The sequence below is a fragment of the Serratia sp. BNK-12 genome (assembly GCF_047456085.1).
Lineage (GTDB): Bacteria > Pseudomonadota > Gammaproteobacteria > Enterobacterales > Enterobacteriaceae > Serratia > Serratia liquefaciens.
The window spans coordinates 2,232,183-2,254,035 of sequence record NZ_CP179896.1; the positions used below are offsets into that span (position 1 = coordinate 2,232,183).

22 protein-coding genes are annotated in these 21,853 nt (G+C 52.6%); 11 read left to right on the forward strand and 11 right to left on the reverse strand.

The window, feature by feature from the left end:
• The first annotated feature begins 7 nt into the window (after positions 1-7).
• From ACMGG1_RS10285 to ACMGG1_RS10300, 4 genes are all read left to right on the forward strand, one after another.
• Positions 8-1,024, forward strand: coding sequence for an ABC transporter ATP-binding protein (locus ACMGG1_RS10285; protein ID WP_020827183.1), 1,017 nt, complete (start codon positions 8-10; stop codon positions 1,022-1,024).
• Entirely contained in the window at positions 1,021-2,022 is a 1,002-nt protein-coding gene (gene oppF, locus ACMGG1_RS10290; RefSeq protein WP_020827182.1) for a murein tripeptide/oligopeptide ABC transporter ATP binding protein OppF, read from the forward strand. Before ACMGG1_RS10285 ends, oppF begins: the two co-directional genes overlap by 4 nt.
• Positions 2,023-2,309: 287 nt before the next feature.
• Positions 2,310-3,707, forward strand: coding sequence for an NAD(P)/FAD-dependent oxidoreductase (locus ACMGG1_RS10295; RefSeq protein ID WP_130016747.1), 1,398 nt, complete (start codon positions 2,310-2,312; stop codon positions 3,705-3,707).
• The gene (locus ACMGG1_RS10300; RefSeq protein ID WP_414161346.1) at positions 3,704-4,921 is read left to right on the forward strand and encodes an FAD-dependent oxidoreductase; all 1,218 of its coding nucleotides are present in this window, start codon (positions 3,704-3,706) and stop codon (positions 4,919-4,921) included. The genes ACMGG1_RS10295 and ACMGG1_RS10300 overlap by 4 nt, the downstream gene beginning before the upstream one ends.
• A 70-nt stretch (positions 4,922-4,991) precedes the next feature.
• Here the strand turns inward: ACMGG1_RS10300 and ACMGG1_RS10305 are convergent, their stop codons facing one another.
• The 3 genes from ACMGG1_RS10305 to ACMGG1_RS10315 form a co-directional block, all read right to left on the reverse strand.
• The gene (locus ACMGG1_RS10305) at positions 4,992-5,348 is read right to left on the reverse strand and encodes a DUF1937 family protein (protein WP_128864684.1); all 357 of its coding nucleotides are present in this window, start codon (positions 5,346-5,348) and stop codon (positions 4,992-4,994) included.
• Between the two features lie 73 nt (positions 5,349-5,421).
• Positions 5,422-6,669, reverse strand: coding sequence for an ethanolamine utilization protein EutH (eutH, locus tag ACMGG1_RS10310; protein ID WP_020827178.1), 1,248 nt, complete (start codon positions 6,667-6,669; stop codon positions 5,422-5,424).
• Positions 6,670-6,692: 23 nt separating this feature from the next.
• Complete coding sequence (locus tag ACMGG1_RS10315; RefSeq protein WP_414161347.1) at positions 6,693-8,135, reverse strand: FGGY family carbohydrate kinase; 1,443 nt, start codon at positions 8,133-8,135, stop codon at positions 6,693-6,695.
• A gap of 294 nt (positions 8,136-8,429) precedes the next feature.
• Here ACMGG1_RS10315 and ACMGG1_RS10320 point away from each other — a divergent pair, with 294 nt between their 5' ends.
• Complete coding sequence (locus ACMGG1_RS10320) at positions 8,430-9,194, forward strand: DeoR/GlpR family DNA-binding transcription regulator (RefSeq protein ID WP_020827176.1); 765 nt, start codon at positions 8,430-8,432, stop codon at positions 9,192-9,194.
• Between the two features lie 59 nt (positions 9,195-9,253).
• Here the strand turns inward: ACMGG1_RS10320 and ACMGG1_RS10325 are convergent, their stop codons facing one another.
• Positions 9,254-9,577 carry an HI1450 family dsDNA-mimic protein gene (locus ACMGG1_RS10325; protein WP_004945300.1) on the reverse strand — a complete coding sequence of 108 codons (324 nt, stop codon included), beginning with the start codon at positions 9,575-9,577 and terminating at the stop codon, positions 9,254-9,256.
• A gap of 56 nt (positions 9,578-9,633) precedes the next feature.
• The gene (cls, locus tag ACMGG1_RS10330; protein WP_041414608.1) at positions 9,634-11,094 is read right to left on the reverse strand and encodes a cardiolipin synthase; all 1,461 of its coding nucleotides are present in this window, start codon (positions 11,092-11,094) and stop codon (positions 9,634-9,636) included.
• A gap of 253 nt (positions 11,095-11,347) precedes the next feature.
• On the opposite strand from cls, the gene ACMGG1_RS10335 reads away from it, so the two are divergent.
• Positions 11,348-11,524, forward strand: coding sequence for a YciY family protein (locus ACMGG1_RS10335; protein ID WP_071827036.1), 177 nt, complete (start codon positions 11,348-11,350; stop codon positions 11,522-11,524).
• Positions 11,525-11,572: 48 nt separating this feature from the next.
• Here ACMGG1_RS10335 and ACMGG1_RS10340 read toward each other — a convergent pair whose 3' ends face one another.
• Together ACMGG1_RS10340 and ACMGG1_RS10345 are read right to left on the reverse strand one after the other, a co-directional pair.
• Entirely contained in the window at positions 11,573-12,064 is a 492-nt protein-coding gene (locus ACMGG1_RS10340) for a Dps family protein (protein ID WP_020827174.1), read from the reverse strand.
• Between the two features lie 196 nt (positions 12,065-12,260).
• Positions 12,261-13,733 carry an MFS transporter gene (locus ACMGG1_RS10345; protein WP_414161348.1) on the reverse strand — a complete coding sequence of 491 codons (1,473 nt, stop codon included), beginning with the start codon at positions 13,731-13,733 and terminating at the stop codon, positions 12,261-12,263.
• A gap of 124 nt (positions 13,734-13,857) precedes the next feature.
• Between ACMGG1_RS10345 and ACMGG1_RS10350 the strand changes: the two genes are divergently transcribed.
• Positions 13,858-14,412: a TetR/AcrR family transcriptional regulator gene (locus ACMGG1_RS10350; RefSeq protein ID WP_130016744.1), complete on the forward strand. Its 555-nt coding sequence runs from the start codon at positions 13,858-13,860 to the stop codon at positions 14,410-14,412.
• 73 nt (positions 14,413-14,485) lie between these two features.
• Here ACMGG1_RS10350 and ACMGG1_RS10355 read toward each other — a convergent pair whose 3' ends face one another.
• The 4 genes from ACMGG1_RS10355 to ACMGG1_RS10370 form a co-directional block, all read right to left on the reverse strand.
• Positions 14,486-14,608, reverse strand: a complete 123-nt coding sequence (locus tag ACMGG1_RS10355) for a hypothetical protein (protein WP_414161349.1) — start codon at positions 14,606-14,608, stop codon at positions 14,486-14,488.
• An 18-nt stretch (positions 14,609-14,626) separates the two neighbouring features.
• The gene (locus ACMGG1_RS10360; protein ID WP_414161350.1) at positions 14,627-14,749 is read right to left on the reverse strand and encodes a hypothetical protein; all 123 of its coding nucleotides are present in this window, start codon (positions 14,747-14,749) and stop codon (positions 14,627-14,629) included.
• 276 nt (positions 14,750-15,025) lie between these two features.
• Positions 15,026-16,996 (reverse strand): hypothetical protein, encoded by a 1,971-nt coding sequence (locus ACMGG1_RS10365; RefSeq protein ID WP_238387464.1) that lies wholly within the window; start codon positions 16,994-16,996, stop codon positions 15,026-15,028.
• Positions 16,997-17,216: 220 nt separating this feature from the next.
• A complete protein-coding gene (locus ACMGG1_RS10370) occupies positions 17,217-17,513 on the reverse strand; it encodes a YciI family protein (protein ID WP_020827169.1) in 297 nt (98 codons plus the stop codon).
• Positions 17,514-17,693: 180 nt separating this feature from the next.
• Here ACMGG1_RS10370 and ACMGG1_RS10375 point away from each other — a divergent pair, with 180 nt between their 5' ends.
• From ACMGG1_RS10375 to ACMGG1_RS10390, 4 genes are all read left to right on the forward strand, one after another.
• A complete protein-coding gene (locus ACMGG1_RS10375) occupies positions 17,694-18,347 on the forward strand; it encodes an epoxyqueuosine reductase QueH (protein ID WP_020827168.1) in 654 nt (217 codons plus the stop codon).
• Positions 18,348-18,585: 238 nt separating this feature from the next.
• Positions 18,586-19,332: a TonB system transport protein TonB gene (tonB, locus tag ACMGG1_RS10380; RefSeq protein ID WP_142815109.1), complete on the forward strand. Its 747-nt coding sequence runs from the start codon at positions 18,586-18,588 to the stop codon at positions 19,330-19,332.
• Positions 19,333-19,669: 337 nt separating this feature from the next.
• Positions 19,670-20,881, forward strand: a complete 1,212-nt coding sequence (gene tsgA, locus ACMGG1_RS10385) for an MFS transporter TsgA (protein WP_410528759.1) — start codon at positions 19,670-19,672, stop codon at positions 20,879-20,881.
• A complete protein-coding gene (locus tag ACMGG1_RS10390) occupies positions 20,878-21,852 on the forward strand; it encodes a nucleoside hydrolase (protein ID WP_414161351.1) in 975 nt (324 codons plus the stop codon). Before tsgA ends, ACMGG1_RS10390 begins: the two co-directional genes overlap by 4 nt.
• The last annotated feature ends 1 nt before the right edge of the window (position 21,853 follow it).

Here is a 21,853-nt window from a genome sequence, read left to right on the forward strand (position 1 = left end):
TGCAATCATGAGCACCATTGAAAATCCGCAGTTGCAAACCGCCGGCAGCGTGAAGTCGTCGCTGTTGCTGGATGTAAAAGATCTGCGCGTGACCTTCGGCACCCCGGACGGTGACGTGACGGCAGTGAACGATCTGAATTTTGATCTGCGCGCCGGTGAAACGCTGGGTATCGTGGGCGAATCCGGTTCCGGCAAATCCCAGACCGCCTTCGCGTTGATGGGACTGCTGGCCAGCAATGGCCGCATTGGCGGTTCGGCCAAATTTAACGGTCGTGAAATCCTCAACCTGCCGGAAAAACAGCTCAACAAGCTGCGGGCAGAAGAAATTTCGATGATTTTCCAGGACCCGATGACCTCGCTCAACCCTTATATGCGCGTTGGTGAGCAGCTGATGGAAGTGCTGATGCTGCATAAAAACATGAGCAAAAGCGAAGCTTTCGAAGAGTCGGTTCGCATGTTAGATGCGGTCAAAATGCCGGAAGCGCGCAAGCGCATGCGCATGTACCCGCATGAGTTTTCCGGCGGCATGCGCCAGCGCGTGATGATCGCCATGGCACTGCTGTGCCGGCCCAAGCTGCTGATTGCCGATGAGCCGACCACCGCATTGGATGTGACGGTGCAGGCGCAGATCATGACGCTGCTGAACGAGCTGAAGCGCGAGTTCAATACCGCGATCATCATGATCACCCACGACCTGGGCGTTGTGGCCGGTATCTGTAATAAGGTCTTGGTGATGTATGCCGGACGTACCATGGAATACGGTAGCGCACGGGATGTGTTCTATCACCCGAGCCATCCTTATTCCATTGGTTTGCTGAATGCGGTACCGCGTCTGGACGCCGAAGGCGAAGCGCTGATGACCATTCCCGGCAACCCGCCGAATCTGCTGCGCCTGCCGAAGGGCTGTCCGTTCCAACCGCGTTGTGCGTACGCGATGGCGCAATGTTCGAGCGCTCCGCCATTGGAGCAGTTTGGTGAAGGGCGCCTGCGCGCCTGCTTTAAACCGGTGGAGGCGTTGGTATGACTGCGGTAACCGACAAGAAAGTGCTGCTCGAAGTGGCCGATCTGAAAGTGCACTTCGACATTCATGATGACAAACAGTGGTTCTGGCAGCCGCCAAAAACGCTCAAGGCCGTTGATGGCGTGACGCTGCGCCTGTTCGAAGGGGAAACCCTGGGCGTGGTGGGCGAATCAGGCTGTGGCAAATCGACGTTCGCCCGCGCCATTATCGGCTTGGTGAAGGCTACCAGCGGCCGCGTGGCCTGGTTGGGTAAAGACCTGCTTGGCATGAGCGATGTCGACTGGCGCAAAACCCGCAGTGATATCCAGATGATCTTCCAGGATCCACTGGCTTCGCTGAACCCGCGCATGACCATCGGTGAAATCATCGCGGAACCGCTGCGTACCTATTATCCAAAAATGCCGCGTCAGGAAGTGAAAGACAAGGTAAAGGCGATGATGCTGAAGGTTGGTCTGTTGCCTAACCTGATCAACCGCTATCCGCATGAGTTCTCTGGCGGTCAGTGCCAGCGTATCGGCATTGCACGCGCCTTGATCCTCGAACCTAAGTTGGTGATTTGCGATGAACCAGTCTCGGCGTTAGACGTGTCGATTCAGGCACAGGTGGTGAACCTGCTGCAGCAGCTGCAGCGTGAAATGGGCCTGTCGCTGATCTTTATCGCCCACGATCTGGCGGTGGTCAAACACATCTCCGACCGTGTGTTGGTGATGTATCTGGGCCATGCGGTGGAGCTGGGTACGTATGATGAGGTGTACCACAATCCACAGCATCCTTACACCAAAGCGTTGATGTCGGCGGTGCCGATCCCGGATCCGGACAAGGAGAAGGAAAAGCAGATCCAGTTACTGGAAGGGGAACTGCCTTCGCCGATCAACCCGCCCTCTGGCTGCGTGTTCCGCACCCGCTGCCCGATCGCCGGGCCGGAATGTGCCAAGACGCGTCCGCTGCTGGAAGGCAGCTTCCGCCATGCCGTGTCCTGTCTGAAGGTCGATCCGCTGTAAACGGCCATTTCATTCCATTTTGTTGCCTGAAGGGTTCATGTTTGCATGAACCCTTTTTTTATGGCATTTCCGCCACAAGGAAAAACCAACAAAAACCACAAATAACGCACGCGGCTAAAAATGAAGTTCATCGTATTCATTTAAAATAATAAATAAATTTCAATGGGTAATTCTATTTATCTATGGTTTTTGTTGTTCCCTTTGCGATTTTAAAATGTGGTTTTGATGTTGTAATGGTGTGGTTTATGTGGTTTTATTATCACATGTTTCGTGGTGAGAAAACGCGTATGACACAGCTAAATGAAAATGTTGATGTGGTAGTTATCGGAGGCGGCGTAGTGGGATGCGCCGTTTTCCGACGTTTCACCCTGATGGGCGCGAAAACGTTATTGCTGGAGCGAGGCGGCGATATCTTGTCCGGCGCCAGCAAGGCCAACAGCGCGATCCTCCATACCGGTTTTGATGCGCCGACGGGAAGCCTGGAGCTGCAATGCATGCAGGCGGGTTACGACGAGTATTTGGCGATCAGAGAAAAGATGAACCTTCCGCTGTTGCAGACCACGGCCATCGTGGTGGCCTGGAACGAAGAACAGCTCGCGGCGCTGCCTGGCATAGTGAAACAGGCACATGAAAATGGGGTGACGGACGTGGCGCAGATTTCTGCCGCCGAAGTTTACCAGAGAGAGCCAAAATTAGCGGAGGGCGTGCTGGGTGGGGTATTAGTCCCCGGTGAATATGTCATCGATCCCTGGAGTGCGCCGCTCGCTTACGTTACGCAGGCCGTAATGCACGGTGGGGCTTACCGTTTTAACTGTGAAGTGACCAAGGCGACGCGCGATGAGCAAGGTTGGTTATTGCAGACTAGCCAAGGCAGCGTGCGTACTAAGTTGGTGATCAACTGTGCGGGTAACCATGGCGATTTGATCGATGGCCTGTGGCGGAAACCGGATTATGAAATCCGCCCAAGGAAAGGGCAGTTTCTGGTCTATGACAAAGCCGCCGCGGCGGATATCAATGCCATCATCCTGCCGGTTCCAACGCCCACCACCAAAGGCGTTCTGCTGTGTCGAACCATTTTCGGCAATATGATCCTGGGGCCGACGGCTGAAGAGCAAACCGACCGTAACCGGGCCGATGTCGATGAATCGGTGCTCAAAGGGCTGATTGAAAAAGGCAGCCGGATGTTGCCGACTTTGACGCAATACGGCGTGACCGCCACCTACGCTGGGCTACGGCCGGCAACGGAAAAGAAAGAGTACCGAATTTATCACTATCCGCAGGAAAATTGGATCAGCGTGGGCGGGATCCGTTCTACCGGGCTGACGGCTGCGTTGGGGATTGCCGCCCATGTAGAAACACTTTATCACGACCATTTTAACCCACTCTTTACCGATCAACCGCCTGCTGAACTCCAGTGGCCGGTGATGCCGATGCTGTCTGATTATCAGCCGCGTGATTATGCCTGTTCGGGCAATGGCGGCATTGTCTGTCACTGCGAATTGGTCACGCGGCGTGAGCTGGAGGCGGCATTCCACTCGGCGGTACCGCCTGAATGTATCGGTGGTTTGCGTCGCCGTACCCGCGTCATGATGGGACGCTGCAACGGCTTTTTCTGCAGTAATCAGGTTGCCGAAATCGTGGGCGATCGTCTGGACAACACGCTGGTCGTTGGGAGGGTGGAATGAGTCAGTCATATGACGTGATTATTATTGGCGCCGGGCCGGCCGGTTTGGCCGCCGCCCGCGCTTTATGGGATGAAGGCGTAAATCGCGTTCTGCTGTTGGAAAGAGAAAAACAGGCGGGTGGCGTACCGCGCCATTGCCGTCATCCTACGTTCGGCATGCAGACGTTCTACCGGCCGATGAAAGGGCACCTCTGGGCCGAGCGCATTCTGAATCTGGTGCAAAACAATTGTGAAATCAGAACCGGTACCACGGTGGTAAATATCAAGCCCGGCGGTGAGGTAATCATCTCTGGCGATCGGGGCCTTGAAACCTTGCGTGCCAAACGCGTGATTATTGCCACGGGCGTGCGCGAAACGCCACGCCATGCCAGGCTGGTCAGCGGCGTAAGGCCGCAGGGGGTTCTGACCGCAGGGGCGTTACAGCAGTTTATCTATCTGAAAAAACTCAAGCCGGGCATTAAGCCGGTGATCGTCGGGTCTGAGCTGGTCAGCTTTTCCACTATCTGGACGCTGCGCAATGCGGGCATCAAGGCGCTGGCTCTGATTGATGAAAACCCCCGGCCAACGGCGTTCCGCGTGGCCGCGTTATATGCCCGTATTATGGGCGTTAAGCTCCATCTGGGTGCGCACATCACTCAAATCAATGGCGGCGAGCGGGTGGAAAGTATCGAATTTACCGCCGCGGACGGCAGCTCACAACAATTGGCCTGCGACAGCATTATTTTTACCGGACGCTTTACCGGCGAGTATACGCTGATCCGTAACAGCCATTTGGCCTATGAGCCTGAGACTGGCCGCCCATGGTTCGACCAGCACGGTCGCTGTTCCGATCCGGCCTATTATGTTGCAGGTAATATGACGCACCCCGCCGATATGGGCGATCAGTGTTACCAGGAAGGGTTGCGCGTAGGTCGGCAAGTTACCCGATCTCTGCAACAGGATGACGCCGTGCGATTTGAGATTCCTATTCAACTGGACGAGGTATTCCGTCTTGCTGCGCCAAATCGGGTTTCCGTGTCAGCACTGGCCGCCGATCGCGTCACGCTCAATGTCCGTGTTAACCGTTACCATAAAGGCGAAATCATCGTACGCGACGGTGAAAAAGAGCTTTACCGCGGAAAGCACCGCTGCTTGCCTGAACGTCGCATTCTTCTTAAAAATATCGATATTTCCGATCTCACACCGAACAGTCACTTGACCGTTATCGCCCGATAGCGATTTTCCCCACTCAGCACAATGAAAAAGCCTGCATATGCAGGCTTGGTTTATTCTGATGCCCAGAGAGCTATTTGAATTCGTGTTCAACCTCTGACCACAGACTTACGCGTTGATTGCGTGATTGATAGAACTCAATTTCTCGTTTAATGCCTGCGCTTTGATCCCAACCGGGAAGATCCAAAATAATCAACTCTTCCATCATGGCTAAAAACAGCGCATCCACCGGCGCCCACATTTTGCCAATCTCTGCTTTATCGGTGTTTTGCAACTGCAAATTAATTGGGTGCGACATGGTGACCTGGCTGAAAACCGCATGACCGGCCTCGATGATGTTGGCTGCCACTTTATTGCAGGCGAGAAATCGCTCCTGCACCACGTTCTCATCGGCATGGCTGTAGGGGCAGGCAAGGAATATCTTACGCATGGTGAACCTCATAGGATTACATAAAGAAAGCAGTGCCTGGTTACCAGGCACTGCTGGGGAATTAAGCGGGAAATTAAACGGCCAGGGGAACGGTCGGCCGATCGTTTTGCGCTGCCGCCTCTTCGCGTGCGTCGCGCTGCTCCATCCGTTGCGCCTCCGGGACGGAAATAAAGATTGCGATGGTCACGGCAATGGCACCGGCAAGGAATTTACCGACCATAATCGGCAGGACCAGGGTGGGCTGGAAGTTGGCGGTAAAGGCCAAATGGTCGCCTAAGGTCGCTTGAGCACAGATGCCAAAGGCCACGCACAGCACTTTGTCACGGGCACGCATATCTTTGAACAGGTGATAAACGGCGATGATGTTGGCCAGCACCATGACCATGCCAATGGCCCCGGCATCCGTGAGCCGAAGTTGTCGGCCGATAAACTTCATCGGGCGCTGGCAGTACTTCTGGAACAGGTAGCAAATCGGGAAGGTGCCCGCCAGCATGATGCCGATATAGCCGGCAATCTCAATCGCCCGGTAAAGTTCTTTTTCGTCGGCGAAAAGAGGATCGAACACCCAACCGCCAAAAACTTTGCTAAAGACCCCGGTGAAGTGCTGAATAATACAGGCTGCCAGCACCATTTTGATAAAGGCATCCATAATCTTGCCAAAGAACAGAAAGCATTTGACCATCCATAGGGTTCGGTATTTCAGCCCTAACGCCAGCAGGATGCAAAAAACGAACAGGGGGGAAAGCAGTTGCAAGGCATTGAAGAAGTCGATGCTTAAATAGTGGTTGGCGGGGGACGCTGTAGAAATGATATCCCGTACCGGAATATTATTAAGCGTGATGATCATCAATGAAATCAGTACGCCAAACGGAATGCTGATTAAGCCTGCCATGGCGCCCAGCGCCAGATATTTGTGGTCTTTTTGCTGCAGCATGACCAGGCCGACCGGAATTAAATAGACGATACTGGCACCGGAGGTGTAGCCAACCAACATGGCTGTGATCCATTGATCACGATTAGCCGCGATCGCGTCTGCCAACTGATAGCCGCCCATATCAACGGCGATAATCGACAGGGCGGCAATGGACGCATCCGATCCCATTGATTGGAACAGAGGGCCGACGGTGTAGGTAATAGCGTAAGAAAGAATCGGGATCGCCGCCATAATACCGGCCTGGGCCAGAAATACCGGGCCAATGGAATGAATACCATTGACGAATTCTTTGCCCAATCCGCTTTCGGGTTTGATCACCGAAGCCATGGCGCCGAGCAGGGTCCCGGCCATAATGATATAGATAATGATGTTGCCAATCTCAGACATAATTGCCTCCGTTTTCTTATTATTTATTCGCCGCGCAGGTTGCGGGAACGGGAAATAATGTCCTTATATTTTGCAAAATAAGGAGACAGATCGCGTTCTGCAGGCTCAGTGGTGACGTGTTGTGTTCTGACGTTCATCGGGTGGGTGTTGCCTAAGCCCTTGCGAGCCAGCAAAGCGACACCCTGCGCGGTAATTTCCCGGTTGGCAGGGGTAACGATGCGTTTTTGGATCAGGCTGGCAAGGAACTGCTTAAAGTAGAGGTTGGCCGATAAGCCACCGTCCACCGAAATGGTGTCGCCAATGGGCCGAACTTTGTCCATGGCGTAGATCACCTCGGCCGAGCGCATGGCGATCCCTTCAAGAATGGACTGCAGCATGTCTTTGCGTTCGGTTTCCAGCGACATCCCAGCCCATAATCCGGCTGCCGAGCGATCCCAATAGGGGCAACCCAAGCCGGAGAGTGCAGGGATAAAAGCCAAGCCGCGAGCGATGGCCGGTTGATCCGGGAAATCGGAGAACTCCTCGATATCGCTGTACAAGCCGATCTTTTTAGCCCAGTTAATGGCCGATGCCGCGTTATAGACGCCGCCATCCAGGCCGTAGAGCGGAGGCTCGCCCGGTAATTTCCAGCATAATGTCGGGAGCAGCCCTGAGCCTTGCGCGTCGGGAACCTTGGGTCCGGTAATCGATTGCAAAAACGCGCCGGTGCCGAAAGTGATTTTCATCTGACCGGGCTGCAGGCAGCCATGACCATAAGTGCCGGCAAACTGATCGACGATGCAGGCCGTCAGCGGCGTGGTATTGCCGGCATAGGTCACGTCGCCAAAATGGCCGGTATTGTCGCGAATGTTTGGCAATGCTTCGATTGGAACGCCAAATAACCGACACAGTTCTTCGTCCCATTGCAGGGTATGAATATTGAATAACGAGGTTCGGGAAGCCGAGTTGTAATCGGTGATATGTGTCCCGCACAGGTGGAACATAAAAAAACTGTCCATCGTACCGAGTCGCAAATGGCCGCGGCGTGAAAGCTCACGGGCACCGGGCACATTGCGCATGATCCATCCCAGCTTGCTCCCGGAAAAATACGTATCCAGCGGCAGGCCGGTCTTCGCCCTGATGGTCTCTTCAAAACCTTCATTGCGCAGTTGACGGATAACGGATTCGGTACGCTGGTCTTGCCAAATAATGGCGTTATAGAGCGGCAGGCCGCTCTGGGCATCCCAGGCGACGACGCTTTCGCCCTGATGCGCCAGGCCAATGGCATCCACCACCCCACACTGGCTAAGACAGGTGCGAATATTGCGCAGGATCTCCATGGGATCATGTTCAACCCAACCAGGATTGGGCGTTAATTGTTTGTGCGCGATGGCGGCGGGGGAAAAATGTTTTCCGTCCTCGCCGAACACCACGACGCGTGTTCCTGTTGTTCCTTGGTCAATGGCTGCATAGCGTTGGTTCAGCATAAAGCCCTCAGGTCTATTTTGTGGTTTATATGTTGTCATTGTGCCCGTTTATATTATTTAGTATCATCACTACACATTAAATCAACATCAAACTCACAATTTTCGATTTAATTGTGACCAACATCTTGGTTTTGACTTCTGGCAGTGTGGTTATGCTGTGGTTTTAGCCCTGTGAAAAGTGAAATGGGCAGTTGCTTCACGTGAGGAGTTGGTAAACAATTGTCGACCAAGCAATAAAATGCCCCGCAAACCCACACTTTTTATAATGTTAAAAACAGCATAATGGATCAGAAGATGGATTACTCAAACGCATTAGAACGAAGGAACATCATTCTCGATAAGTTGAAAAATAGTGGGCAGGTGTTCGTCAATGAATTGGCTGATGACTTTAATGTTTCTCAGGAAACCATTCGCAGAGATCTGAATAAGCTTGAAGAGCTGAAACACATCAAGAAAATCCATGGTGGGGCGGTTATCGCTCAGTTTGGGTTTGAGCTGGAATTTAATCAGCGGGCCAAATTGGCTGAAGACGATAAAAAGGCCATTGCCATTAAGGCGGCCGAATTGATCAAGCCCGGGGACTCGCTGTTTATCGACTTCGGGACTACGACGCTGGAGTTTGCCAAGCAGATTGCCGGTATTAATCAGCTTACCGTCATCACCAATTCTCCGGTGATCGCCAATCTGTTCCATGACAATTCAACGATTAACCTGATCCTGATTGGTGGCCAGTTTGGCCTGTCGAAAATGGAGTGCATTGGCCCGGTGGCATTGCAGGGGATCAGCGCTTTCTATGCGGATTACGCGGTCATCGGTGCCGGGGCGGTGAGCCCAAAGGCAGGGGTGATGGATCAGGATTTGAACGAGGCCGCCATTGCCCGTCAGATGATCAAAAACAGCAACAAAACCATTGTCCTTGCCGATGGGCACAAGTTGAATAACCATGCGACAGGGCTGGTGGCAGAGTTAAAAGATATCTCGTGGTTGGTGACCAGCGATCCGGAGAAGAAACTGAAGAATCTGGTTTTCCCGGCGAATCTTCAGGTGATTGTGGCCTGAGGAGGGTAAGCAACCCTGCCGGTCACGATGACCGACAGGGTTATATGAGTATCAGAAGGTTACTCTTTCCACAGGATGTGGCAAAGCTTGTGGTCTTTCTCGCGGCACAGCAGCACGCGGGCAAAAACGTCGTTGATTGGCTCGCCATCGCTGTCTGCCAGACCAATCACTACCTCGGCAAAGAAATCCGGGTTCAGGTCAAAATCCACATGTTCCGACCAGTCTTCCGCAGGGTCATACAGTTCTGCGCCACCGCGCTCCTCAAACTGCAGATTGAACAGCAGAATATCCGCCGGATCCAGATTGTCGCCGGCCAGTTCCAGAAAGATGTCGTAAGCCTGTTCCAGCGTTTCGTCTTCAGTAAGGCGGTTATTCAAATCCATAATTAAATCCCGATCACAAATGATTTGGCGTTATTAAACCATGCCCGCTACGGCATTTATAGCAGCGGGCTGAAAAAGTAGAACAGGCGCTCGACAATCCGATGCCAGAACGGCCGTTTCTGCCACTCCTGTGCGTTCAGCAACTGCGATCGGGCAATATAATCATCCTGCACACAGGCCAGATCGCTGCCGAAACCGTCATCGTCGATCACCAGCGTGATTTCGAAGTTCAGCCACAGGCTGCGCATGTCCAGGTTCACCGTACCCACCAGGCTGAGCTGACCGTCGACCAACACGCTCTTGGTATGCAGCAGACCGCCTTCGAACTGATAAATCCGCACGCCCGCTTCCAGCAGTTCGGAGAAGAAGGAGCGGCTGGCCCAGCGTACCATCGTCGAGTCGTTGTCGCGTGGGACAATAATGCTGACCTCCACCCCGCGCAGGGCAGCGGTGCAGATAGCATGCAGCAGGTCATCGCTTGGCACAAAGTAAGGCGTGGTCATGATCAGCTGTTCGCGCGCAGAGTAAACGGCCGTCAGCAGCGCCTGGTGGATCATCTCTTCAGGGAAGCCGGGGCCGGAGGCGATAACCTGGATCGTGTGGCCGCTTTCCTGTTCGAACGGCATGATATTGACGTCCGGCGGCGGCGGCAGGATGCGTTTACCGGTTTCAATCTCCCAATCGCAGGCATAAACAATCCCCATGGTGCTGGCGACCGGGCCCTCCATGCGTGCCATTAAATCGATCCATTGGCCGACGCCGGCATCCTGTTTGAAATAGCGTGGGTCCACCATGTTCATGCTGCCGGTATAGGCAATATAGTTGTCGATCAGTACCACTTTACGGTGTTGACGCAAATCCATTCGACGAAGGAACACACGGAACAGGTTGACCTTGAGTGCTTCCACGACTTCGATACCGGCATTACGCATCATGCCGGGATAGGGACTACGGAAGAATTGCAGGCTACCGGCAGAATCCAGCATCAGGCGGCAGTGTACGCCCCGGCGCGCGGCCGCCATCAGCGACTCGGCGACCTGATCCACCAATCCGCCGGGCTGCCAGATATAAAACACCATCTCTATATTATGGCGAGCCAGCTCAATATCGCGGATAAGCGCTTCCAGCGTTGAATCCGTCGTGGTCAGCAGCTGAAGTTGGTTGCCTTTGACACCATCAATCCCCTGACGGCGATCGCAAAGTTGGAACAGAGGTCTGGCAACCTCGCTGTACTCCGTAGCGAAGATCCGCTGGCTCTCTTTTAATTCGCTCAGCCAGCGTGCGGTAGAGGGCCACATGGCCTTGGCGCGTTCGGCCCGGCGTTTGCCCAGGTGCAATTCGCCAAAAGATAAATAAGCCACAATACCAAACAGCGGCAGAATGTAGATAACCAGCAGCCAGGCCATCGCTGACGGTACGGCACGGCGTTTCATCAGAATACGCAGGGTCACACCGGCGATAAGCAGCCAGTAACCAAACACCATGAGCCAACTGATTACGGTATAAAATGTTGTCATAAAGGCGAAAAATCCCGTTCGCAAACCACCAACGATGAGTGTACGCACAGAATGGTAAAGGGGAAACCTTTTCTCCGCGCTTATGTTGCAAAAATATGATTGTCTTAAGGCACTTGCTGTAAACGAAAAGGACATTTTGGGCTAACTACCGCGTTGTCGGGCCAGAGTAAAATACGAAAAACTGAGGCTTGGATCGCACGGTGAAAGGGCTATAATGCCCGCCGTTGGCTTTTGACGAATGAGTGACGAAACGATGAGACGCAGTAGAAACGAAGTGGGCCGCTGGCGGATGTTGAGGCAGAGCCAGCGCCGCAGGCATCGCTGGTTGGAACGCCAGTCATGCAGCAATCGGCATATCATTCGGGTGCGGCGTCGCCTGGACGATCAGCACCGACGTTCGTTGCTGTTTGTGGTGTCATACGAGTGGTAAAACGAAAACAGTCCCTGAGGGGACTGTTTTGTTAGCGGAGACTGGGGGTTATTTACCCAGATAGGCGTTAAGCATCCACACCTGTTTTTCCTGCTCTTTGATGTAGTCGCTCATCAGGGAAGCAGTCCCTTCATCACCGGCATCTGCGGCCAGCGTCAGCAGTTCACGCTGTTGTTGCAGCAGCACCGAATAGCCGTGCAGCAAACCGCTTAGCGTTCCTTTATCGTCGGTGACGTTGGTGTCTTCCTTGATGTCGGAAGTTTTCAGGTAATCGCTAAAAGCATGACGCGGTTGTGAACCCAGGGTCAAAATACGCTCTGCCAATTCATCGACTTTGGTCAGCAGGTCGTTATAGGTTTCTTCAAATTTGACGTGCAGCTCGAAGAAGTGCGGGCCTGAAATGTTCCAGTGGTAGCCGCGTACGTTCATATACAGCACCTGATAATTCGCCAGCAGCGCATTCAAGGCTTCCGAGAGCTTCGCCGATTGTTTGCTGTCCAGGCCGATATGGTTTTTTGCTGCTTTCTTCGTCGTTGCCATAATAATCTTCTCCTGATTATTTGATTCGATGATTTACACAATATCCATAACAAACACAGTAACCGGATTTATCGCAGGGTTAAAGACGTTCAAAAGCATCAATGCAATCGTCAAAACCAATATCGATAAATCCGCGAAGCAAATTGCCAAATCAGTTTAAGCAGAATGCGTTAACAACAACAGCAGCTTTCGACCATTACTTGCGCAAGGCCATTTTTGCCACGCCGGCGCCCAGTGCCATCAGCGTAGCGGCTGCAATCAGCACGACGATAAATGCGCGGTCGAATGCCAGGCGCGCCAGCTGTTTAAGCTGTTCGGCCTGATCGGCTGCCAGATTGGCGGCCAGCCTCAATGCCTCGTCGATGCTGTCGTAGGCGATATCACTTACCGGCAGGCTGTCAGGCAGAGCCAGGCTGTGGCTATAGATGGCGGTCATCAATCCGCCAAGCAAGGTGATGCCCAGAACCCCGCCCAATTCATAGGAAACGTCTTCGATCGACGCTGCCATACCTGACTTCTCTTCCGGCGCGTTAAGCATGATGGCGGTTGAGGCTGCTGTGATCACGCCGCCAAGACCAAAACCGGCGATGAACAGGCAAATCAGCTGCAACACCAGGCTGCTTTGGTAAAGCAGAGCCAGGCCTGCGATACCCAAGCCGGTCAGAATAAATCCGCCGAGTATCATGCTGCGCTCACCGAAGCGCGGCAGCAGTAAGCCGGTTAACGGGCCTGCCAGTGCTGACGCCAGCGGGATCGGCAGAATAAACAGCGCGGCCTGCAAAGGGCTAAGTTCAAGCACCAGTTGCAGCCGTTGAGTCAATACCAGCTCTACGCCGACTAACGCAATCATCGACACTAACGCTACCCCGACGCCACCGGCAAACAGCCGATTCTGGAACAACGAGAAGTCGATCATCGGATAGCGTGCCCGCCGTTGGCGGCGAACGAACAGCCAGAGCGATACAACGCCGATCGCGGCGGCAATCGCCAACGCGGTAAAGGAGGGGGCCGCTTTGCTTAGTTCCTTTAACGCATAGATACAACCAACCAGACCGGCCATGATCTGTACCGAGCCGATGATATCGTAAGGGCTTTTGTTTTCGCCGCCGCAGTGTGGAATTAAACGCCATGCAAACGGCAGTACTGCCAACACCACAGGGACGTTGATCAAAAACACCGAGCCCCACCAGAAATACTCCAGCAGCACGCCGCCAACTACTGGCCCAATAGCCGCGCCGCCAGAGGCCACCGCTGCCCAGATGCCTATGGCCAAGGCGCGTTCACGCTCATCAGTAAAGATATGGCGGACAATGGACAGGGTAGCCGGCATCATCATCGCGGCACCTACCGCAAGGAATACCCGGGCAGCGATCAGCCATTCGGCCGACGGGGAAAAGGCCGCGCAAAGCGAGGCGACGGCAAACACCGGCAACCCAGCTATAAACAATCGTTTATGGCCAATACGATCGCTCAACATGCCTGCACCAGGCAGTAAACCCGCTACCACCAGTGGATAGGCATTTACGATCCATAATTTTTGCGAAGCGCTGGCATCCAGCGCCAGGGTCAGCCGTGGCAAAGCGGTGTAAAGTACCGTCATGTCGATAATAATCAAAAATAGCGCGCTGGAAATCATTGCCAGGATCAACCAGCGGTTGTTTACGTGCATAATATTATTCCAAAAAACAAGCTACGCGGGGGCGTAGCTATAAGATCGTCACCACTCAGGATTGCCGGGTGGTATACTGGCGTAATATATATCCATACGTATGTATTGAAAAGAGGGTTTCTCAATGGGACGTCAACGCAGCATCGATCGTGACAAGGTTCTGGACGTGGCGGAAGAGATTGTCGCCACGCAGGGTGCCGCCGGGCTGACCATTGATTCTGTTGCCAGAGCTATGGGGATTTCCAAAGGTGGCGTGCAATATTGCTTTGGCAGCAAAGACGCGATGATCGATGCGATGTTCGATCGCTGGGGTAAAGCTTATGAACGGGTATTCGACGAGATTGCCGGCGAAAATCCCTCGGCCACGACGAGTGTGCAAGCGCATCTGCAGGCGACCCGAAGCTCCGATCAGGCCTCCAGCGCCAAGGCTGCCGGGCTGATGGCGACCCTGATCCAAACCCCGGAGCATCTGGACAGTACGCGTGAATGGTACCGCAGTCGGATTGCCGAACTGGATTTAGCCACTGAGGAAGGCAAGCGTGCGCGGCTGGCGTTTTTGGCCACCGAAGGAGCATTTATGCTGCGCTACTTTGGCTTGATGGAGATTGATCCGGCGGAGTGGGATGCCATGTTTGCGGATATGCAGACATTGATTTTGCAAGATGTGCAGAGTCGCTGAAGATTTTTAGTGGATCAGGATTAACGCGGCCCGAGTCACCGCCGCGTTAATACGCCATTTGAGTCTTCAGGCGTTATTTGTAGGCCACGGCATTGATGGTTTCGAAGGAGGTTTTCCCCTCGCGGCCGATAATCACATAGTATTTCCCGCCTTTTTCATCGACCGCTTTAGACAATCTTGCGTGATCGATGCCCACGGTATCATCGCCATCTTGTTAGATGGTCACCGGGCCAATTTCGGTATGTTTTGCGGCTTCTTCCTTGGTGATTTCAATGGCGGCCATGGAAGAGAAGGAGGCGAATGCCAGTACAGCCAACAGATATTTAGTTGCTTTCATCACTATTCCTTTTACGTAGAGAACGAATGGATAAGTTCGAACATGACTACGGCTTAAGTGTAGGTCGCAGCTGTAGGTTTTCCATGCAGTGGTAAAAATAAGCGGTACAGGCGGTGCCTATCGCACCGATAGATGGCGAATTCAGCGGGGAAGGGAGTATGTTTATCGAACAAGATATTCCCTCGAAGAACCCTTTAGCCAGCCACTCCGTGCTGGCTTTTTTTTTCCGCAACGAAAAGCCGCGATCCTCCGCGGCTGTAGTCAATGTTAAATTCTTTATACTTGGCGCATATAAACATCGGTGATGCGCAAGTCGAAGTTACTTTTCATTTTTGACACATCAATCAGCAGAAAAGCATGAGTTGCCCAGTCAGGGGCTCTATCGACCATAGGTGTTTGGGTATCTGAGCCTTGCATTTGCCCTGGAATAATCGCGGTCTTAAGTTGCGATTCGCTACCACTGAAGTTGTAGGTATAAGTGTGTCCAGTCGCCTGCATTAGGATCTTAGGCTCTATATCCTGAGCCGCACCATATTGCAACAGTTTGGCCCAGACGATTTTTACCTGGCAACTTTGCCCGTCGCCTGCATAAGTGGCAGCCTGAAAATTATGTATCACGCTGCCATAGCCTTTCAAGGCGATAGTGCCGAGTACGGCTTGGTAAACACCTTCACCTGCGGCAGCATTACGCCCAATAGAGACCAACCCTGGTTGGCGGATCATGCTGAAATTGGTGCTATTTACCGTTCCCCATCCGTAGCGGGATTTACGCACGGAGTTAATCCCCCCTGGCGGCAATACCCAGGCCTCTTCGGTCCATTTATCATTGCTGCCGCCACTGGTATAGGTTGTGCTGTCGAGCCAGTTATCCTGTACATTGGGGGCCGTACGTACCTTAGTCAGCAAATATGGCCAGTTCATCGGCAATTGCATGTCGCGAAATGAGACCGAACCGGTGCCATCAATCCAGCCACTGACGCCAACATCACCTGCCTGTTGTAGTTTCCCGAGATTAACGGCTTGAAATACTACGCGTGCCTGATCACCAAAGTAGAACGGATTACAAATGGTGGCTTGGTCCGCAAGTGCAGGATTGCCGGCCTTAAAGGTAAATAAGCCACCGATAAAATTGATTTTGCATTTCTTGGCATCAGGGACGTTAACGATATAATTCCGCGGGCCAAAGCCTTCAATGTGGCAATCGCGGAAAATGTGCTGACCACCTTCAATATGAATATATTTTCCCAGGCTTACCTGAGGGTCCTGAGTGCCGTTATCACCGTATATATAATCGAAGGAACAATTGAAGAAATAACTGTAACCTCCCTGCAGGTTAACGCCGCAGTTGCTCTGCGCAAAGACACAGCTATGGAAATTCATCTCCTCCCCGGAGTTCGTCGCGGTGTTGGGGAAGTAATAGCAGGTATGGCAGTGGTTAAACATAAAACTGTACATGCGGAGGAAGTAAAAGTTGTTATTACCGGTAACACCGTAAGCGAAGTTTTCGAGGCCACCATCAATAAATGTTAGAGAGTTACGTGAATACGTGGTCTTAGCATCGGTTGCGGGCTTGGTCTCGGTGGCAGGAATGATATCGTTGCGGAAAGTCATGCCGTCAACAAATCTATCTGCCCCAGGGCCAATCATCCGCAAATTTTTCACGGTCATATTGCCTTGTGGATAGCCATCGGTATTCATCCAATGGATCGCGGTTGCGTGTGCAACTGCTGTGCCGCTGGCAAAGGAGCGGAAGTCCAGTAAGGCTCCAGAGAAATCATAATCGACGGTTTTTGTATCAAACTTTAGTGTTTTTGTGCACTTAAAGCGACCATTCCCAAAAGTCAGGATACCGTTTTTCAATACTTGCTCGATGGTCGTATAAACAACGCCATCAACAATATATTGTTTAGTAGTGTGTTCATGCAGCGAACTCGCGTAGTCATGCGCTTTTTGGATCGCATCCGTATCGTCAGCAAGACCATCGCCTTTAGCACCGTACAGATAAGGTGAAACTGTACCTGCCACCTCCAATATACGCAGCCAAACCCACGACGAGTTAGGGCGAATAAACATGCCACCGTCGTCTGCCGGTGTCGATTGTGCTTTAGCGACAAAGATGCCACCGCCTGCAGGTTGGCCGTTACTGCTGCTCCAGCTTGAATCATAGGCGGTTACTGCGATCAGCTCACCGGCAAGGGTAGGTACGGTGCTTCTCAATGTGGCAATATCAGGGCAGGTGTTCATCATTTGATCCTCATAGGGAAAATTGGAGTTACTGTATTTATATACAGCACTCAGAGTCTATGAGCGCATCGCATCATGCACAATAGCGTGAAAGGTGAAGGACGTTGTGCCAGTCAAGGCTAAACCAAGAAGGAGATATATACGTAAGGCCAATCGTCGGCGTAGCCGGCCATGCTTTGTGGTCACAACCCACTGAGGGGGAGTTCAGTGGGCTGTCTTCGCGCTAGAACACCTGTTTGAACGGTTTGACCGTTACGTCACCATAAACCCCAGCTGCGACGTAGGGATCTTGTTCAGCCCAGGCTTGTGCGTCTGCCAGTGAAGCAAATTCCGCAATGACCGTAGATCCACTGAAACCTGCGCTACCCGGATCGTTACTGTCGATGGCGGGGTTGGGGCCGGCAACCACCAAACGGCCCGCATCACGCAGTGCCTGCAGGCGCGCCAGGTGCGCGGGGCGTACTGACAGGCGGTTTTCCAATGAGTTGGGGACGTCTTGCGCGTAGATCAGATAAAGCATGTTTCACCTTTAAAATCATTGCTATAGAACGGTAAATTTAAAGTAGCGCAAAAGACGAGACAAGGGAATGCCCGCCCGCTGGAATTTAGCCATGGCTGGCGCTTATGCCTTGAAGCCGCTAGTGTTTATTCGTATAGTGCGGCCGCGCGATTCATCGGACAAGGTTTGTGAGGTAGAGAAATGACGGAACTGGTTAGAGAGAAACTCAACTTGCCTGAGGGCAAAAGCAAGCTGCTGCTGCACTCCTGCTGTGCTCCCTGTTCCGGTGAGGTGATGGAAGCCATTCAGGCCTCCGGCATCGAGTACGCCATTTTCTTCTATAACCCGAACATCCATCCGCAAAAGGAATACCTGCTGCGTAAAGACGAGAACATCCGTTTTGCCGAGCAGCATGGCGTACCGATTATTGACGCCGATTACGATACCGATAACTGGTTTGCTCGCGCCAAAGGGATGGAGCATGAACCCGAGCGCGGCATCCGTTGCACCATGTGCTTCGACATGCGTTTCGAACGTACCGCGCTGTATGCGCACGAAAATGGCTACGATACCATTTCCAGTTCGCTGGGCATCTCCCGCTGGAAGAACATGCAGCAAATCACCGACTGCGGCGTGCGTGCGGCAGAAAAATACCCGGATCTTGAGTACTGGGATTACAACTGGCGTAAAAAAGGCGGTGCTTCGCGGATGATCGACATCAGCAAGCGCGAGCGCTTCTATCAACAGGAGTATTGCGGTTGCGTTTATTCACTTCGTGACACCAACCTGCACCGCAAAGCACAGGGCCGGCCGCTGATCAAACTGGGCGTGCTGTATTACGGCGATGAAGAATAACGCCGCATTGATAACTAATAACCCGCTACGGCGGGTTTTTTGCTTCTTGGCGGCGGTAAATCAGGTTAATGAAGCGTGTAAAAGCCTCGGTGAAAAGGCAAATGAAAGGTTAATATCCCCATGAGTTTGCAGGTTTTAGCGATGAATAACGACGATTAGAGCGATAGTTTGCCATTCGTTATTGAATATGATTGCTATTTGCATTTAAACTTGGCGAACCAGAGGAAACAGAATCATTATGCCGCTAAAAAAGATGTTCCTTAATCGCCGTTTGTCCGTGCCGATTGTCCTGTCCGTTGGCTTACATAGCGCCCTGGTGGCGGGTCTGCTCTATGCTTCTGTCAAAGAAGTGATGGAGTTGCCGAAACCTGAAGATGCGCCAATCAGCGTCATGATGGTCAATACCGCCGCGATGGCGGAGCCGCCACCTCCTGCGCCGTCCGAGCCGGAGCCAGAACCGCAGGTGGAGCCTGAACCCGAGCCGGAACCAGAACCGATCCCGGAGCCGCCGCCGAAGGCGATATTGAAGCCTGAGCCGGTAAAACCCAAACCGAAGCCAAAACCTAAGCCGAAGGTCGAAAAAACGGTCAAGCGTGAACCGCAGAAAACTGAGCCGCGTGAGCCTTCGCCGTTTGAAAATAACCAGCCGGCCAAGCCTATCGACAAAGCGCCAGTTAAGCAGGCACCGTCAGCCCCGGTTGCGGGTAATTCGCGTGATGTGGCACCGAGGGCGCTCAGCCGTGTCGATCCGATTTATCCGCCGCGTGCCAGAGCATTGCAGATTGAAGGCAATGTACGGGTACAGTTCGATATCGACAGCGACGGCCGTGTGAGCAACGTGCGTATTCTGTCTGCGGAACCGCGCAATATGTTCGAACGTGAAGTGAAGCAGGCAATGCGTAAGTGGCGTTATGAAGCCAAAGAAGCGAAAGATCGTACCGTGAATATTCGCTTTAAAATTAACGGCACCACGGAAATGAACTGACCGACAGGTTAGGGTTAATTAAAGACAAGGGTCGCTTCGGCGGCCCTTTTTGCTGCCTGAAATTCGCTATGCGTTGCCTTAATCCTGCAATACGTCTTATTGAAGCTAAATGGTGTAACGATAAACCTTTATTAAGTCCTGCTATAGAAAACCTGCCTCACTGCGCCTGACAGTGAAACACGCACCTCAACCTGATTTATTGAACAAAAGCCGATCTCTCTCTCACTTCACGCAACATTAACGCTCATTTAACTTAATTGTGAACCCGATCACTTCAACTTCTCGGCACATAAAACAAAATGAAATGGTGTAACGTTAAACCTTTTCGGGGAAAACCATGAGTTCTTACCAAGCCAGCTTACTGTCTGTCTCATTTATGACCTATATGGTGATGGCGGGTCTCCTCACTCAGATAGGCATTGTTATTAAACCGATGTCTGTTTATCTGGGTATGGGCATCACGGACGCCGCGGCGATGTTTTCTTACCTGACCGGTGGCACGCTTTTGGGAACGTTCATCTCGATGGCGGTGTATTCTCGATTTGAGATCCGTCACATCCTGCGCGTCACCTATGCCATTTTCCTGGTTGTTCTGGCCGCATTGGTGTTTCTGGATGTCAGAAATCCGTTCGTTGTTTCGTTCTATCTTTTTGTTTTGGGCACCTGCTGCGGCACCGGTTTGTCGGGCGGCGCAGTGCTTATCTCCAAAGTTTTCAACGAAAACAAACGTGCTTCCGCCTTTATAGCCACTGATTGTGCCTTTAGCGCTTCCGGTTTTATCTTTCCCTCGATGGCGACAATGATCATTGCGGCCAATATGCAATGGACTGCCGCCTACGGACTGGCGGGCGTGATTGCCGCGCTGGTGTTTATCAGCACCTTTATATTGAAATATCCGAAAGGGGATTTGGCCGAAGCCGATAAAGCAAACACCCCAGGCGCCAGGTTTAACTGGAAAGAGGTGATGACCCCCAGAGTGGTTTTAATGGGGTTTGCGCTCGGTGTTTACCTGTTTGCTCAGAGTACTTTCCTGACCTGGTCGCCCAGTTACTTGCAGCAGACGTTTGGTTTGTCTGCGGCGGAGTCCGGGGCGGCAGTGGGCAACTATTGGGGGCCATCCGTGTTTGGTTTAATCACCGCAGCCATACTGGTGAATAAAATCCCCGCACGGGTCATGTTAGTGGCGGTCTCTATCATTGCGATCCTGGTGACCTTTTACTTGAGCATAACTCACAACCCAAGGGTATTCCTGACTCTCACACTCGGCTTCGGTTTTCTGACCTCGTGCGTCTATAAATTAGGCATTTCCGTTGGCTCTCAACAGGTGAAAAATTCTCCGGCCGTGCTGGTTACCTTTTTACTGACGTGCGGAACCGTGGGCAGCACGATCTCTCCGGCTTTGTCTGCCGCCATCGTTGATCGGTTCGGGGTGGCCAGCGCGATGGTCATGACCGTCCTGGGCTTTACCGCCGTCTGTATCGCCATTGTTGCCTGTCTGATACTCGAGAAGATTGAAAACACCAAATCCACAAAGGAAATATATTCATGAAGAGAAAAGTCATTTTTGATACGGATCCCGGCATTGACGACAGCATGGCGATGCTGCTGGCACATGCCAGTTCAGAGATAGAGCTGATGGGGATTACCACCGTTTTTGGCAATGCGACTATCGAGAATGCCACCAGAAATGCGCTGTATATCAAGCAGCGGTTTGGTCTGACTGCGGATGTTGCGATGGGTGCAGATACCCCGCTGGTCGTCGCGGCGGGTGAGCCAACCACTTTTGTCCATGGGTTAAATGGATTGGGAGATATAGATATTCCTGCGGCGGAGTATCACGGCATCGATAAGCGAGCGGCTCATGACTACATTATCGATAGCGTAAAAGCCCATCCGGGCGAGATTACCTTAATCGCCGTCGGCAGGTTAACCAATCTGGCTTTGGCGGTTGAAAAGGATCCCAGCATTGCCGGCCTGGTCAAAGAGGTGATTGTGATGGGCGGAGCATTTGGCCATAACGGCCATACGGGCAATGTGACTCCCTTCGCGGAAGCCAATATCATCGGCGACCCGCATGCGGCCGACAGGGTGATGACCACTGACTGGCCGGTGACTGTCGTTGGGCTGGACGTTACTCAGCAAACGGTAATGACTGGCGAATATATTGATCGACTACGTCTGGATTCAGCCCGATACGGTGAGTTCATTTATCGCATAACGCGTTTTTATGCGGACTTTCATCAACGGGAAATGGGTATGGAAGGGTTTTATGTGCACGACTCTTCGGCCATTGTCTATGCGATTGCCCCTGAGCTGTTCGACGTCAAAGTCGGCGCTATACGGGTGATTACTGAAGGGCCGGCCATCGGGCATACCCTGCTTAAAGAGGGGGGAAACGTTACCCGATTGATGAGTGGAGCAGGAAACCGAAGCAACGTGTTTGCGTTCAGGTTGATCACCAGGGGGTGCTTGATCTCTATATGGCGACCATGGTGGAAAAGGCGACGGTTTAGTTTCTGAA